The following is a 16,282-nucleotide window of genomic DNA, read 5'->3' on the forward strand; positions in this document are numbered from 1 at the left end:
ATCCTGCTATGTCATTGATAATTCATTATTAAGCTTGAGTAACTTGAATTCTCAATTCTTTAGGCAAGCTAAAGGTTATGTTCTCTTCTCGCCCATTTAATTCCTGTGGTGACGTAGCGCCCCAATCTTGTAGACGCTGAATCACTTGTTTAATCAAAATTTCAGGTGCTGAAGCACCTGCAGTAACACCGATTTTAGTGGTTTCAGCAAACCATTCTTTTTTTAGCTCATCCGCATTATCTACGAGATAAGCATGCTTACCCATTCGCTCTGCCAATTCTCGAAGACGATTAGAGTTCGAGGAGTTTGGAGAACCAACCACTAAAACGACATCACATTGAGTCGCTAAATCACGGACCGCATCTTGACGGTTTTGAGTTGCATAACAGATATCATCTTTACGTGGCCCTTGGATGGCTGGAAATTTAGCACGTAAAGCATCAATGACCTTTGCAGTATCATCAATTGAAAGTGTCGTTTGAGTGACAAATGCTAACTTATTAGGATTATTCACCTGTAAAGCAGCAACATCATCTTCATCTTCAACCAGATAAATTGCACCACCATTTTTCAGATCATATTGACCCATGGTGCCTTCAACTTCTGGATGCCCTTCATGACCAATCAGAATGGCTTCAATCCCTTCACGCGCATATTTTGTTACTTCGATATGCACTTTTGTCACGAGAGGACATGTGGCATCAAATACTTTTAATCCACGGCGCTCAGCTTCTTGTTGTACAGCTTTTGATACACCATGTGCACTAAAAATCACAATATTGTCATCAGGAACTTCATCTAATTCATCTACAAAAATTGCACCACGTTGGCGTAAATCGTCCACAACAAATTTGTTATGTACCACTTCATGACGAACGTAAATCGGAGGATTAAAGCTTTCAAGTGCACGATTAACGATCGCAATAGCGCGGTCTACACCAGCACAGAAACCACGTGGATTAGCTAAAACAATTTCCATAAGACCCTCAAACGATCGCTAAAATTTGGTCAATGAATCAGAATATTTTTTAAAACAAATGCGAATTGCTATTTAGTTTAAAAGCACTCTGCTCTAAAATAGAGAAGATATTTTATCATATCAGGAAAAATATCATGTCGGGTCTCTTGTTTGTCGTTTCAGCTGCTTCTGGAACTGGCAAAACATCATTAGTTAAAGCCCTACTTGAGCGCGTAAGCAATTTACACGTTTCTGTTTCACACACTACTCGAGGTCAACGCCCTGGTGAATTAGATGGTGTGCATTATCACTTTACCAGCAAAGAATCTTTCATTGAGCAAGTGAATCAAGGTGGTTTCATCGAATATGCGGAAGTTTTCGGTAACTACTACGGCACTTCACAAGCGACTGTAAAAGAACAACTTGCAAAGGGTCATGATGTTTTACTTGAAATTGATTGGCAAGGTGCAGAACAGGTTCGCAAACTTTTTCCTGAATCAAAACAAATTTTCATTCTTCCACCTACTCAATTTGATCTTCGCCAACGCCTATCAAACCGCGGTACAGATTCTGTTGAAGTGATTGAACATCGCTTAAGTTGTGCAGTAGAAGATATGCAACAGTACGTAAACTTTGATTACATCATCCTGAATGATGATTTTAATAAAGCTTTACATGATCTTGAGTCTGTCATTAATGCGAACCGTCTTTCATTATCACAACAGGCTCACCGACATAAAGATTTAATTCAAAAATTAATCACACCGAATTCGTGATTAAACTTGAGTCTATAGACAAAGCATTTTATACTGCGCAGTCTGTTAAAAAATTTCATACATACGAGAACTCTTATGGCACGCGTAACCGTTGAAGATTGTTTAGACCATGTAGACAACCGCTTTGAGCTTGTACTAGTGGCAAGCAAACGCGCGCGTCAACTTGCTCGTCAAGGTATCGAACCAACTGTAGAATGGGACAATGACAAACCAACAGTGGTTGCTTTACGTGAAATCGCTGAAGGTCATGTCACTAAAGATATCTTGAAACAGCGTGAGCAAGATTATCAAACGTCTAGCTTAGATTTAGCACTTTCTGCAAATAACTTAAACTTAGATGGTTTTTCTTTCCAATAAGCTTTAAGACCTGCATTTAAAAGAGCCTAGTCCAGTGACTAGGCTTTTTTATTGAATTTTTTTAGAGAATGATTCGACAAAATTGAAAAAATTTGTTAAAAAAATTAGAGCTATTCTCTATTTAAAAATAGAGCATTGTAGCAATATGAATTTTTAGTAAAGTCTTTTACTTTTTACTCTCTTCCACGGATTCAAAGGTGTAGTATGCCAGGCCCATTGGTCAGCCAAGCTAAGCAACAGCTAAAAGTCATCATCGACGCGTATTTATCTGAAAAGGACGTCGACAGAGTACTTGTGGCCTGCGATTATGCTGACATGGCGCATGATGGTATTACACGCAAAAGCGGTGAACCCTATATTCTGCATCCGATAGCCGTAAGTTGTATTCTGGCGCATATGCGCCTAGACCCAGAAACGTTAATGGCAGCACTACTGCACGATGTTATTGAAGATACCGACTTTAGCAAAGAAGACATTACTGAAAAATTTGGCAAAACAGTGGCTGAGCTGGTCGATGGTGTTACGAAATTAAGCCACTCTAGTGACAAAGAATATAATAAAGCAGCCTCATTCCGAAAAATCCTACAAGCCACGTTACAAGATCCTCGTGTGATCATCATTAAACTTTCAGACCGTTACCATAATATGACGACTTTGGAAGCTTTAAGACCAGATAAACGTGCCCGTATTGCACAAGAAACTTTTGATATATTCGTGCCAATGGCACGTTTGGTCGGCATGAATGAAATGGCTGACAATCTTGAACACCTCTGCTATCAAAATCTTGATTTAGATATGTTCAATGATGTACAAGATGCTTTGGCGCAAACCAAACCTCAACGCTGTAAATACCAAGCCATTTGGGAAAAGCATTTGAGCGATCTCTTGGAAAACTTCAATATTCCCGGGCGGATCAAAAAGAAAAACAATAACATTGAATTGCTACGCCACTTTGTTAAAAACGAAATTAACCTTCAAGAACTCACACATAGTCATGCGTTTGAAATCGTTCTACAGACCATTGCCGATTGCGATCGTTTAGTTGAGTTGTTAAAAGATAACTTCCAAGTTTTAAATTACCAAGATCATATCCGCCGCCCTCTCCCTGGTGGCAATCAATCCTTGATGCTGCGTTTGAAAGGCGAGAAAACAACGCTTTCGCTCACCATACAAACTGAACTTATGCGTAAGGCTGCGCGATTTGGAGTGGTATTAGGTGAAAATGCTCCTCAAACATGCCGATCTGCCATTCAAGCATCTATGCAAAATTTGCACACCTTAGTCGGTGGCGACTGTGCAAAGACCACGTTTAATGATCTATTAGATTATCTACATCAAGAAAAAATATGGGTCTATACTCCTCAAGGTCACTTACATGAGTTACCACAAGGAGCGACAGCAGTAGATTTCGCTTACTCTGCGAGCTTATTCCTAGGTAACCATGCAGTCGGTTGTAAAATTGATGGTGAAATCAAACCGCTTTCTACACCACTCTCAAGTGGTCAAGTCATTGAGGTGATTACAGATGTTCTCGCTTCACCCAACCCGGATTGGCTGAGCTTTATCAACACTCAAAAAGCCAGACGCTCTATTCAAAATATTTTGCGAGATCAAGATATTGATGAACAGCGCCTTGTCGGTCAACAAGCCTTAAATCGTGCATTAAAGTTATTTAATACCTCTATTCATGATCTAACCGATCAAAATTGGACTGAACTATTACAATGGCGCCATATTCCAAGCAAGAATCAACTTTTTGAACAAATTGCTGTAGGTGATTTGCTCCCACAACTTGTGGCGAACCATCTCTTTGCTCAAGATCATCATCAAGATCAAGCATCAAGTCGCCTGATCTTAGGTACTGATGGTGTAGATGTAAAATATGCCCATTGTTGTAATGCAGTGCTAGGCGATCCTATTCAGGGACATTTATCTCGCCGCGGTCTTATTGTTCACCGTGCTCGCTGTAAGAACCTTCTACACGAACAACAGTTACACCCTGAAAATATTATGCCGTTGCACTGGAAAGATGAAGGTGAATCAGAAATCAACTTCAATGCTTACTTGTGTATCGATCTATTATTAAGTGATGAGCAAATTTCACAACTGATTTATATCTGTCGTAAATCAAAAATCGGAATCGAGTCCGTTCGACAATACGAATCAAAAACCTATCTGAGTATTGTTGTTCATAGTCGTCAGCAAATTGCGCAAATCATTCGTGAACTCCGCATGCAATTTGGTTTTCCGCGTATTTCACGCATGTCAGCTCCTCTTGCAGTTGAAGAAGTCTCACAAGCCTGCTAAACAAATACAGATTAGAGCTTTCACCTATAGTGTTCATCCTTTATGATGAAGCTAGATTTGAATAATGGAGAAATAGATGTCCCGCCAAGTCATTCATACTGAAAATGCACCTGCTGCAATTGGTACTTACTCTCAAGCCATTCTTGTCGGCGATACACTTTATCTTTCAGGACAAATTGGATTAGATCCATATAGCATGGAATTGGTTGAGGGCATTGAAGCTCAAATTCGTCGTGTATTTGATAATCTAAAAGCAGTTTGTGAAGCTGCTGGTGGTTCTTTAGCTGATATTGCCAAACTGAATATTTTCCTCACTGATTTATCTCACTTTCAATTGGTAAACCAAATTATGGGTGAATATTTCGCTCAGCCGTATCCAGCGCGTGCAGCATTAGGCGTTGCAAGTTTACCTAAAGGAGCACTGGTTGAAATGGATGGTGTTGTGATTATTTCTAAATAATTTCAATATCTTAAAAAATACCACCTATGAGGTGGTATTTTTTTATCTAGAAAATCGATGAATTAAACAGCATTTTTAAATGAATTTCATTGACAAACGATAATAATTATCAATAATATCAACTATCGCATTTATCCTTGTGGTTGAGCAGAAATGTACGTTTGTTTATGTCGTGGAATTACAGATCAAGATATTAAAGATGCTATGGCAAATGGCGCTGAATCTTATCGTGAAATTCGTGACTTGCTTGATCTAGGCACTTGTTGCGGACGCTGTGTTCCTGAAGCACGCAGTATTATTAATGAAGAACTTGCTGAAATAGCTGCCAGAATTTCAATCGCCGCTTAATTCAGAATGTGCTAAAAATAATAAGAACTCATTCTATAACTATAATTCAGATTTCCAATTTCTCCCCCCGCTTTGACTCAGCGGGGTTATTTTTTGAAAAAGTGTATTTGATTGCGATTTTCATTTGCTGTTCAATAAATTACTCGTCAGACTTTAGCAAGTTGGGTTAAGATAATCTCTATCGATAGCCTTCTATGATAGGCTGAATTTTGAGTTTGGAGCTAAGATCATGAAAGGCAACCGTGACGTTATTCATCAGTTAAATCAGGTGCTTTACCACCATCTTACAGCCATCAACCAATATTTTTTACATTCACGCATGTTTAATGATTGGGGCATCGAACAACTCGGTTCAGCGGAATATAAAGAATCTATCCGCCAAATGAAGCATGCAGATAAAATCATTGAACGCATTTTATTTTTAGAAGGTCTTCCAAATCTTCAACATCTGGGTAAGCTCTATATTGGTCAACACACAATCGAAGTGCTGCAATGCGATGTTCGGAAAGTAAAAGAAAACATTGAAACGATACAAACTGCTGTGAAATTAGCAGAAGAACAACTCGATTACGTTACGCGTGATTTAGTACAAGAGATTTTAGAAAAAGAAGAAGAGTATTTAGATTGGGCGACCACTCAACTCGATCTTGTCAATCAAGTTGGTGTAGAGAATTATATTCAAAGCCAAATTTAATGATTGAAATAAAAAAATCCCCTTTCGGGGATTTTTTTATTTCAATAAGTCATCATACTCAATATGTTGCTTATGCAATGTTTCTAAAATCCATAGTTGATGCTTCGCTTCTTGCTCCATACCATTAAAAGCCAATACTTGTGCATACTTATGTAAATCATATTTTGATGCCAAGTTTGCAACCATTCGCTCTAGATCAGCAAGTTGTTGTTCTGTCATTTCAGTTTTAGGATCTAATCCGATCCACCACACGCGCTCTTTAAATTGGGTAATCAACCAAATTTGCTTTTGCATGGTGTGTTGTTGATCTACTGTTAAAGCTTCAGTCTTTGATGCGAGTACACTTTGCTCTTTATATAAAAAATAATCCCGTGTCGTAACTAAAGCCCCCACAATCGTGATAAGAGCAATCACTGCGAACACTCGACCATTCATTTTTACTGAAGGCAAATTTTTATATTGCGCCTGAATGATGCCCAGTAAGAAACCTGCTGGAAGTAGAAAATAAGCATAATGCAAAGGAAACTCTAACATGCCATGAATGAGGATTGCACATACCATTAATGTTGCAATGATCGAGATATTATCCTTCACCCCTTTATTGAGCCAAAGTAGCCAAGCTGTAAAGTACAGAAGAATAAACCCACCTAAAATCAAACCATTCCAAACCAATAAGTCTAGAATCATGTTGTGTGCACTTTTATACCAAAGTGAAACTTGGAAGGTATCGGTAATATAGTATTGTGCTAAGCCTGTTTGATTCCATCCATACCCCCACCATGGTTGATGCAGAATCGCAGCTATCATTTGTTGCCACATATCAAGGCGAATATCACCCATACCTTGGACAGCACGGTTTGCTGCGGAACTTTGCACGACTGAAGCTGAATCACCAATAGAAAAAATCAACTGGTTGATCGTCGTTAAATTCAGTGTTAAGAGTACAAATACACCTAACCAAAAAGCTAAATGGGTCAATGAAAATCGATTCTGTTTTTTGAATTGTTTGATTAACCAATAGATCACGATAAAAGCACAAACGATAATGCTTGTTCGAGATTGTGCTAAAACAATTCCCAATAAAATAACAAACGCGATTGGTATAAGATAAAGATTGGAAAGTAATCGTTTTTCAAATAGATAGAGCGAACTCAGTAGCCCTAAAAAAAGTAAAGTCCCTAAGTTATTGGGTTGAGCTAAATTGGCGTAAGGTCTATTTCCCTTTAGCGGGTAAATAAGATCACCAAAAATCCAATTTAGCTGGAGCCATTGAAGCACCGCAAATACAGCTGAGATAACTCCGACTGAAACAAATGTTAAACAGGTAATTTTAAATACTTGCTCTCTCTTTTTCTGCTCGAGGCAAAGTTGATATCCAGCAATCACCATCAACATAAAGAACAGAATATAAGCAAAACTAAATAAAGCATTGCTGAAATAGATGTTCTGTCCGAAAATAAATTGAATAAGTGGAATACTTAGAAATGGCAATAAATAAAGCTGTGGTTTTGCGATTTTTACTTTAGATTTTGCTAAATATAGCAATAAAAAAGAGACTGCGATAAACGTCAATACTTCTGAACCGAAGGTTGGCCAAGGAGAACGATGGTATGGTAGCAGCCAAGCTAACGCTAAAAATAGCAAACATGCAAATAAGTTCAGCATACAAATATGTAATTAAGAAATTGTAATTGTACTTTTCGAATCTAAATTCGCCAACAGTGCGCCATAAAAGAAACAAAAAATATGTAAAGTCACGATGTAATAGAATCCCCCATTGAACATAGCAGCGACGCATATATTGATAACAAAACTCGTCAAAATTATAAATTCATAGTTCTTTTCAAATTTAGCAATACGAATTAGTGGTTTCACAAAAATAATTGAAATAAGAATAAAACCGATGAGCCCAAACTCAAGCAATATTTGTAAAATCAGATTATGTGCTTGGGCAAACACATCTCCTGCATGCGGAATCGCAATATTTCTCACAGCCTCAGGACCCAAGCCCCATAACGGACTTTCAGAAAACTTGCTTAATATTGTTTGATATAACTCTACCCGGCCTGAGGTATAGCTATTAACCGACTTGCCAACCACATCAAATGATCGCCCCATACCTAAACCAGGTAAATTTGTTTTAAAAAACAGTGGCAAGATGACTGATGGAACTAAAACCATAATTAATTTTTTTATAGTCTTAATATCATTTAAAACTAAAAATATAAGGGCTAAAGCGACACTTAAATAAGCTGCCCGAGCTCCAGTCCAAATAATCACAGAAAGTAAAACAACTGAAAAAATATAATATATAAAACCAAGCTTCATTTTTTTATTCAACAGCAAAATAAATGAAGCCAAAAAACAAATGGACAGATAATCCGCAATATGTCTGATGTTTGAAAAAAAAGGCATATCCCATATCCAATCGTAATCAGCTGGACTCGGAACAGTAAACCAATAAAATATTAAAACTGTACAATGAAGGAAACCGATTAGACTCAAAATTTGGCTGATAAAAATCAGATCAAAGCCTTTATTCTTGTAGTTAAAGTATCCAAATATTCCAAAAATAATACTTAAGACCACTCCAAAATAACGATACAACATGTGCTCATTTTGATAAGGTGAGAGATAGAGAGAAACTCCAAAAACTAGAAACAATAAAAAAAAATAAAACAGTGATCTTTTCTTTTCGAAGCTAAAATATTCAAGTTTAAATTTCAATAAAACAAATAATAATGCCACACCCAAAATAAAAGTAATCACTAAATTATTGATAAGGCTATAAGAAACACTACTAAACCCTATAATAAAAAATAAAAAAAACAAAAAGACATTATTATGTGTTTTTAAATTCGTCACTCTATATACCCCACGATCATTGGAACTTTAGCATCTTTAAATTTGATTTCATTATTTTCGAGCAACGGTGGCACATGATCCCCCACAATTATGATCATTGTTCCACTAAGTTGTGATTGAATTAGCAATTCATCTATATTTGAAAAAAACTGCTTCTGTAATTTTAAATTTCGGCATAAAGAGGATTTTCCATCGATTAAAAATCGCTCGCAATCAAATTGATCATTTTTAAGATCTCTCAAGTCATATGAAAGATGCGTATTCAACGTAAGCCAATAAAGAAAAATTTGATCGTGATTCATGAGTTTATTTCTAATAACTTGCATCAAATCTCGATCGCACAATCCTGGAAATGAATAGCAACGCGAATTTAAGTTTAAAAAATTTTCATAAAATAGAGATTCCTTGAAACCTAATTTTGGATACCAGTCTTTCCTCTCATACATGGTGCTCGCAGCACCATGAACACCCAGTGTATGAAATCCCCTTTTACTCAAAATATGAGGTAGACACTGTTCAAATCCATTTTTTTGTTTTTTGAGATTAAAATTATTCAGATATAGACCGCATAACTCTCTAATTTCAGCATTGACGGTAAACCCATCTGTACTAACTTCAGACTGTTTGAGCAATTTAAACCGTTTATTGTTCAAAATTTCATGCAACAAATCTTCTTGAATTTCATCTGAGGTGACTCCCCATGATTCATTTACAATAAATAAAATTTTTTTAGGATTTTCAATTCTTAATACTTCATCATAACCAGTTGAAAAAGAATATCTGTCTCCCAAAGCTGTTTCTGAAGTTTGAAATTTTTTTATAAAATCTATATTTCTAAATTTTGTGAAATTATAAATTTGTGAATCAAAATATTTAGATTCACCAATACGCCATGCTCGCTCACCATTGGCAATATAAAAACTCTGTAGTATTGAAAGTAAGATTACAATAATGACTCCATAGGAAAAGTATTTTTTGGAAATCGAAAATTTTTCTAAAAATTTCCACAAAAAAAACAGATATATGAACAGAAATATTAATCCAAACGAAATTATTATTTTTTTAGTATGATCTATTTCTGGTATAAATTTAAGTAGGTAGATAATATCGGATAGATGAATAATAGGAAATATTTGAAAGAATATATTCAAACCATCTATGAAAATACAAATTGTAAATAGCATTACAGCTAGAAATCTATTCTTTAAAAATAAAAAGATGATTACGACTAATAAGTAATCGTAATTAATCAATGGTCGCCCTACCCCCAAGTAACTTGCAAGTGCAACAAGGGCAAAGTTGGCGAGAAGAATATAAATAATTTTCATATAAAAAAGAGGATTTAAAATCCTCTTTTTTATTCAATTTAAATTATGAACCAGAAACTGTTAAAGACTGTGGTAAAAATTCTTTAAGAGTTTCGGTTGTACCATCAGCAACTGTCATAACACCATTGTCGTTAACAGTAAGATTCAGCTCTGAATTTGCTACTTTACTAGAGACACCAGTACCGTTAAATTTATAATTGATACCACAAACTAAATCATCACCATCCGCTTTAGTAATTGTAGCGATACCATACTTACCTTTAATTGAGTCTTGTGTACCTGCTTCATCTGAACCATTAGCGAAACAAGTATTGCTCTGTAAATTTGTTTGAATTGCAGTTTTTAGACCACCAGCAAGCGTTAAACCTTCACTCACTTGAGATTTAGCGATATAGTTCTGGTAAGCAGGAATCGCAATCGCAGCAAGAATACCGATAATTGCAACAACAATCATTAACTCGATTAAAGTAAAACCTTTTTGAGCGTTCATAACATCTCTCCTAATTTTTTAAGTTCAAAGTTAACAACCTATCCCCAATATAGATTTTGTTGTTGCTAACTAACTGATGCTATTTTCTGATAACGCTTCAAAGTTGCCAATAAATATTTTTCAAATTTATTTTTAATGTTAATTTATGTAAAAAAGTGACATTTTTTGTCACTTTTCTTAAATCAATTTAAAATAATTGGCTGATTACTGAGCTCATTTTCCAAATCTTGCACTTTATCATCATAAAAACGATTCAAAATTTCGCCGACTTCCATCACGCCAACAATAACACCCTGTTTATAATTTTTATTTTTTAGCTCATTAATCATGTGATCACAGATTGCTTGCCAATCTTGTTGCGTTGTGGCCTTTTGAATCCCACGATCAATCACAATTTCAACTTTCTGCTCACATAGATTTAAATATATCAGCACACCACTATTAAACTCTGTATCCCATACACCTAATTCAGCAAAAAGTTGTTCTGCTCGCTGACGAGTATTCATTGAATAAGCCAAGGCACATGGAATATATCCCTCTATGACCACTTGGATCTCTCCAACATGACCTTGCTCCGCTTGTTTCACTGCCTCTGCAATCGCATTTTGATCCATTTTGGAAAAATAACGTTTAGATGCAGGCAAATAACAAAAGTGCCTAATCCAGCGCTTGAAGCTCGGTTGAGATGTTTGTTGCAACTTAGGTTCAGTGATAATTTCTGTCGTTTCAGTTTTTGTTACCATGAGCCTGACGCACCTCCCCCACCAAAGCCACCACCACCGCCACTAAATCCACCACCGCCAAATCCGCCTCGACCGCCACTGCCGCCGCGTCCTCCGCCAGATAAAAATGCTTGGAAAATCAACTGTGCGATTGATGTAAATAATAAAAAGAAAATTCCAATACCCACAATCAAGCTGATTAAAATCCCTGAACCATAAATCATACTCGCAGCAAAAGCAGTAACGCCCGCGACCGAAGCACTTAAACGATTACCAATAATAAAAGAACCAATCACACCAGCGATTAAAATAAATAATACCGTGTTAAATGTCTTTTCCTTTGCATATTGCGCTTTTAAGGCTTGTTCTTGTCTAAGTTTCAGCTCTTCAGCAGCCTGTTGGGCAATTTCAGGATCAAGGTTAACAATTCGTTCAATTTCTCTAACCCCTGCAATTAAACCCTGTCCAAATTCATTGGCTTTAAAATAAGGGGTGATTTGTTCGCGAATGATTCGACTCGCAACGATATCTGGAATCACACCTTCCAATCCATAGCCTGTTGCGATATGTAATCTTCGATCATTAATTGCCACTGCGATTAATAAACCATTATCTTGTTGAGCAGAACCTAACCCCCAAGTCTGTGCAGTCCGCATTGCAAAATCAAAGATACCTTCCTGACCAGTTGTTGGAACGATGACGATCCCAATTTGAGCCTTACCCTCGTTATACAGACCACGAATTATTGTATCGAGTTCTGACTTTTCTTGAGGAGAAAGTATATTCGCCTGATCTATCACAGGTTCATTTAATGTAGGAAGTTGACGTTGTGTGTCTCCTTCCTGCATATCATTTGAGACAGTAACTGGAGATACTGGTGTTGGTTTATTTTGCTGAGCACTTGTTGATGGATTTGTTGAGTTGGATTGAATCACTTTTCCCAGCACAATCGCGTCAGACTCATGATCTACTGCTGTTGCAGATTCTGCATGAACCGTTTGCAATGTACAGGTCATCACAAAGACAAATAGCCATGAAATCAATTTCATACTATTTTGTCTAAGATGCTGAGTTCTCATGCTCATATTCATCAACTTATAATCATTGATTTAATCAAAAGAAACATTAGGTGTCTTTTGTGCACTCGCTTCAGCACTAAAGTTTTCTTTTGCATCCATGCCAATGACTTTCGCAGTTACAACTTGTGGGAATTGACGAACATAGGTGTTGTAATCTTGGACGGTAGAAATATAGCGATTACGCGCAACTGCTATACGGTTTTCTGTACCCTCTAATTGTACCTGCAAATCACGGAATTGCTCATTCGCTTTAAGATCTGGATAGTTTTCAGTCACTGCCAGCAAACGTGATAATGCACTTGTCATTTGCGATTGCGCTTCTTGATAACGCTTGAATAGTTCAGGATTTTCAAGGACTTCTTTATCAACTTTGAGCCCTGCAACATTTGCACGTGCCTCTGTGACTTCAGTTAAAACTTGTTCTTCATGTTTTGCATATCCTTTAACTACATTCACCAAATTCGGAACAAGGTCTGCTCGACGCTGGTATTGGTTTTGTACCTCAGACCATGATGCAGTCACGGCTTCATCTTTCGCTTGAAGTGTATTGTACCCACAACCTGTAAAAAGCAAGGTACTTGATAATGCGAGCACAACAGCTGATTTTTTTAAAGTTTGCATGACATCAACCTCATTATTTATTTGTATTTGTTTAATTAAAAATATTGTATACGCAAATTCAAAATTGAATGTAGCATTTATTTTATGGCTTTAATTTATATAAAAACATTAAGATAAAAAAAGCCACCCTAAGGTGGCTTTTTGTTTGAAATTACTCTTCGTCTTTTTTATCGTCAGCTGGAGGTAAGTCCTTCACAGCTTCAGCAATTAGACCAAACATGTAGTTTCCGTATGCATTAGTTTTATCATAATGGAAACGTAAACGAGGTGTGATACGTGTCTTAATACGACGACTCAGCTCATGACGCAGAAAACCTGATGCTTTATTTAAAACATCTAGAGTATCTTTATTTGCTGCTTCACTTTGCTCATCACCAAGTTCACGCCCCATGACAGTGACATAAACTTCAGCATAGCCTAAATCTGGGCTCACTTTCACCGCTGAGATGGTCACAAGACCACCTAAGCGTGGATCTTTCAGCTCCTGACGGATGAGTTCAGACAATTCTCGCTGAACCGTGTCCGCCATACGCTTAAGACGTTGACTACCCGCCATTAAAGACTCCGTTTAATTAATTGAACATCATAGACTTCGATTTTATCGAGCACTTTGATGTCTTTATAGCCTTTGACCGCAAGACCACATTCCATACCAGCACGAACTTCTTCAACCACTTCTTTATAACGGCGAAGTGATTCGAGTTCACCTTGGAACACAACCACGTCATCACGTAAGACACGAATTGGTTTGTTACGGTGTAATAAGCCTTCAAGAACCATACAACCTGCTGCCGCACCAAATTTACTTGAGTGGAATACTTCACGTACTTCAGCCACACCAAGAATTGTTTCACGATGTTCTGGTGCAAGCTTACCACTCATTGCATCTTTCACATCATCAATCAATTGGTAAATGATTGAGTAGTAACGGATGTCGATACCATCTGCGTCAGCTTTTTGGCGCGCTGTATTATCTGCACGAACGTTAAAGCCTAATAAGAATGCTTCTGAAGATTCTGCAAGTGTGACATCAGACTCAGTAATCGCACCAACACCTGAACCAATGACACGCACTTTCACTTCATCAGTTGAAAGTTCAGCCAATGCAACATGAAGCGCTTCCAATGTACCGCGAACATCTGTCTTCAGAACTACATTCACAATCGGCACATCTTTTTTGCCCATTGAAGCCATTAAGTTTTCAAGACGCATTGCAGATTGACGCTCTAAACGTTTTTGACGTTCACGATCCATACGCGCATCAGCCACTTCACGTGCTTTCTTCTCATCATTTACAACAAGAACTTCGTCACCTGCCATTGGCGCTTCTGGAAGACCTAAGATTTCAACTGGAATCGATGGACCTGCAGACTTAATACGTTGACCATTTTCATCAGTCATCGCACGTACACGACCGTAAGATGCACCAGCTAGAACAAGGTCACCTACTTTTAATGTACCATTTTGAACAAGAATCGAAGTAACCGCACCACGGCCTTTATCAACACGTGCTTCGATTACAACACCTTGTGCCGCACCTTCTTCAGAAGCTTTAAGCTCTAGAAGTTCAGATTGAATCAAGATCAAGTCAAGAAGTTCATCAATACCTGCACCGGTGTGCGCAGAAACCATCGCGACAGGGACATCACCACCCCATTGCTCAGGCACGATTTCTTTAGTTGTCAATTCATTCAATACGCGATCTGGATCAGCAGATTCTTTATCCATCTTGTTGATTGCAACAATGATTGGCGTACCTGCTGCACGAGCATGGTCAATCGCTTCCGCTGTTTGTGGCATAACACCATCATCAGCTGCGACCACCAATACAACGATATCAGTTGCTTTCGCACCACGTGAACGCATCGCAGTAAATGCTGCGTGTCCCGGAGTATCTAAGAAAGTGATAATACCTTTATCCGTTGTAACGTGATAAGCACCGATATGCTGTGTAATACCGCCCGCTTCACCTTGCGCTACTTTCGCACGACGAATACGATCAAGAAGCGATGTCTTACCATGGTCAACGTGACCCATGATAGTAACCACTGGTGGACGCGTTGTTTGTGCACCACGTGCTTCTTCAGCCGCTTCAAGTAAGTTATCTTCTGCTTGAGTATCTGATACTAGAACTGGGTTATGACCCATTTCTTCAACCACTAGAACTGCTGTATCTTGGTCAATTGATTGGTTTTGAGTGACAAGCTCACCCATTTTCATGAGTGTTTTAATTACTTCACGAACCTTAATCGCCATTTTTGCAGCAAGGTCAGCAACAACAATAGTTGCACCGATTTCAACATCATAAACTTGCTTTTTAACTGGCTTCTCGAAACCATGTTTATTAGCTTGGCTTGATTTCAAACCACGTTTATGAGAGTTGTCACGGAAAGATTGCTCTTCTTGACCACGACGACCACCTTTCTTAGGAGAACGTGCACCTGGTGTGTTATTACCACGCTTAATGTCACGGTCTTCTTTCGCAAATGAATCTTCGTATGCTTGACCAACAAGACCAGCAGCCAATGGAGAATCATCGACCACACGAATCGTTGCAGTTGCATCTTCATTAGAGTACTTAGAAGCCATCTGACGCATTTGTTCAAGCGTACGTTGTTGTGCTTCTTCAGCTGCTTTACGACGTGCTGCTTCTTCAACTGCTTTTAATTTAGCAGCTTCAGCTTCACGTGCTTTTTTCTGTTCTGCAGTTTCAGTTGGCTTAGTTGCTTGTTTAACAATCGGTTTATTTGTTGACTTGCGCTTAACCACAACCGCAGCTTTAGCAACTTCTTGCTTCTCACTCGATTGTTTCGCTGCAGCACGCATTGCATCTAAGTTCGCTTTCGCTTTACTTACTGCAGGTTGCGCCTTCTCTTCAGCTTGAACTGGTTTAACTTCAACTTTTTGCTGTGCTTTTGCTTCAGTTTCAGCTTTTGCTTTTGCCAATGCTTCAGCTTTAATTTGTTCAGGATCTGGCTTAGTGAACGTATGCTTCTTACGAACTTCTACGTTAATAGTTTTAGCTTTACCTGATGTACTTGCTACTTTTGCAGTACTCGTAGTTTTACGTTTCAACGTGATTTTTCCTGCGCTGCCGCTGTCTTGCCCATGCGCTTTTTTCAAATGAGCGACTAAACGGTCTTGCTGTTCTACTGAGATTGTGTCTTCTGCCTTAGATTGAGGCAACCCAGCATCTCGCACCTGATCTAATAGTTTTTCAACTGGAAGACCTACGCTGACTGCTAACTCTTTAATTGACTTATCCGTCATGTATGAC

The 16,282-nt window shown here is 37.9% G+C and carries 16 protein-coding genes; 6 read left to right on the forward strand and 10 right to left on the reverse strand.

All coding sequences use genetic code 11. The annotated features are described in order from the left end of the window. Positions 1-28: 28 nt before the first annotated feature. Positions 29-979: a 4-hydroxy-3-methylbut-2-enyl diphosphate reductase gene (gene ispH, locus AC1M9B_RS07665; protein ID WP_092766665.1), complete on the reverse strand. Its 951-nt coding sequence runs from the start codon at positions 977-979 to the stop codon at positions 29-31. 134 nt (positions 980-1,113) lie between these two features. Between ispH and gmk the strand changes: the two genes are divergently transcribed. From gmk to bfr, 6 genes are all read left to right on the forward strand, one after another. Beyond that, positions 1,114-1,734 carry a guanylate kinase gene (gene gmk / locus AC1M9B_RS07670; protein ID WP_035264330.1) on the forward strand — a complete coding sequence of 207 codons (621 nt, stop codon included), beginning with the start codon at positions 1,114-1,116 and terminating at the stop codon, positions 1,732-1,734. A gap of 75 nt (positions 1,735-1,809) precedes the next feature. Further along, positions 1,810-2,091 carry a DNA-directed RNA polymerase subunit omega gene (gene rpoZ, locus AC1M9B_RS07675; protein WP_035264331.1) on the forward strand — a complete coding sequence of 94 codons (282 nt, stop codon included), beginning with the start codon at positions 1,810-1,812 and terminating at the stop codon, positions 2,089-2,091. Between the two features lie 204 nt (positions 2,092-2,295). After that, the gene (locus tag AC1M9B_RS07680) at positions 2,296-4,398 is read left to right on the forward strand and encodes a RelA/SpoT family protein (protein WP_481608895.1); all 2,103 of its coding nucleotides are present in this window, start codon (positions 2,296-2,298) and stop codon (positions 4,396-4,398) included. A gap of 76 nt (positions 4,399-4,474) precedes the next feature. Further along, positions 4,475-4,858, forward strand: a complete 384-nt coding sequence (locus tag AC1M9B_RS07685; RefSeq protein ID WP_035264336.1) for a RidA family protein — start codon at positions 4,475-4,477, stop codon at positions 4,856-4,858. 153 nt (positions 4,859-5,011) lie between these two features. Beyond that, positions 5,012-5,206, forward strand: coding sequence for a bacterioferritin-associated ferredoxin (locus AC1M9B_RS07690; protein ID WP_035264349.1), 195 nt, complete (start codon positions 5,012-5,014; stop codon positions 5,204-5,206). 229 nt (positions 5,207-5,435) lie between these two features. Then, positions 5,436-5,900 (forward strand): heteropolymeric bacterioferritin subunit Bfr, encoded by a 465-nt coding sequence (bfr, locus tag AC1M9B_RS07695; RefSeq protein WP_481608896.1) that lies wholly within the window; start codon positions 5,436-5,438, stop codon positions 5,898-5,900. Positions 5,901-5,936: 36 nt separating this feature from the next. Here the strand turns inward: bfr and AC1M9B_RS07700 are convergent, their stop codons facing one another. The 9 genes from AC1M9B_RS07700 to infB form a co-directional block, all read right to left on the reverse strand. Continuing rightward, complete coding sequence (locus AC1M9B_RS07700; protein WP_481608897.1) at positions 5,937-7,565, reverse strand: PglL family O-oligosaccharyltransferase; 1,629 nt, start codon at positions 7,563-7,565, stop codon at positions 5,937-5,939. A gap of 12 nt (positions 7,566-7,577) precedes the next feature. Further along, on the reverse strand, positions 7,578-8,765 hold the full coding sequence (locus AC1M9B_RS07705) for an O-antigen ligase family protein (RefSeq protein ID WP_481608898.1): 1,188 nt from the start codon (positions 8,763-8,765) through the stop codon (positions 7,578-7,580). Then, on the reverse strand, positions 8,762-10,093 hold the full coding sequence (locus tag AC1M9B_RS07710) for a sulfatase-like hydrolase/transferase (protein ID WP_481608899.1): 1,332 nt from the start codon (positions 10,091-10,093) through the stop codon (positions 8,762-8,764). Before AC1M9B_RS07710 ends, AC1M9B_RS07705 begins: the two co-directional genes overlap by 4 nt. Positions 10,094-10,136: 43 nt before the next feature. Then, a complete protein-coding gene (locus AC1M9B_RS07715; RefSeq protein ID WP_481608900.1) occupies positions 10,137-10,583 on the reverse strand; it encodes a pilin in 447 nt (148 codons plus the stop codon). A gap of 182 nt (positions 10,584-10,765) precedes the next feature. Continuing rightward, a complete protein-coding gene (locus tag AC1M9B_RS07720) occupies positions 10,766-11,326 on the reverse strand; it encodes a TPM domain-containing protein (RefSeq protein ID WP_481608901.1) in 561 nt (186 codons plus the stop codon). After that, entirely contained in the window at positions 11,320-12,390 is a 1,071-nt protein-coding gene (locus tag AC1M9B_RS07725; protein ID WP_481608902.1) for a TPM domain-containing protein, read from the reverse strand. The genes AC1M9B_RS07720 and AC1M9B_RS07725 overlap by 7 nt, the downstream gene beginning before the upstream one ends. Positions 12,391-12,414: 24 nt before the next feature. Beyond that, a complete protein-coding gene (locus AC1M9B_RS07730; protein WP_481592271.1) occupies positions 12,415-13,005 on the reverse strand; it encodes a LemA family protein in 591 nt (196 codons plus the stop codon). Positions 13,006-13,156: 151 nt separating this feature from the next. Further along, on the reverse strand, positions 13,157-13,561 hold the full coding sequence (locus tag AC1M9B_RS07735; RefSeq protein WP_035266025.1) for a ribosome-binding factor A: 405 nt from the start codon (positions 13,559-13,561) through the stop codon (positions 13,157-13,159). Next, entirely contained in the window at positions 13,561-16,275 is a 2,715-nt protein-coding gene (gene infB, locus AC1M9B_RS07740) for a translation initiation factor IF-2 (protein ID WP_180028666.1), read from the reverse strand. Before infB ends, AC1M9B_RS07735 begins: the two co-directional genes overlap by 1 nt. Positions 16,276-16,282 lie beyond the last annotated feature (7 nt).

Source organism: Acinetobacter sp. ANC_7513, from assembly GCF_056779915.1.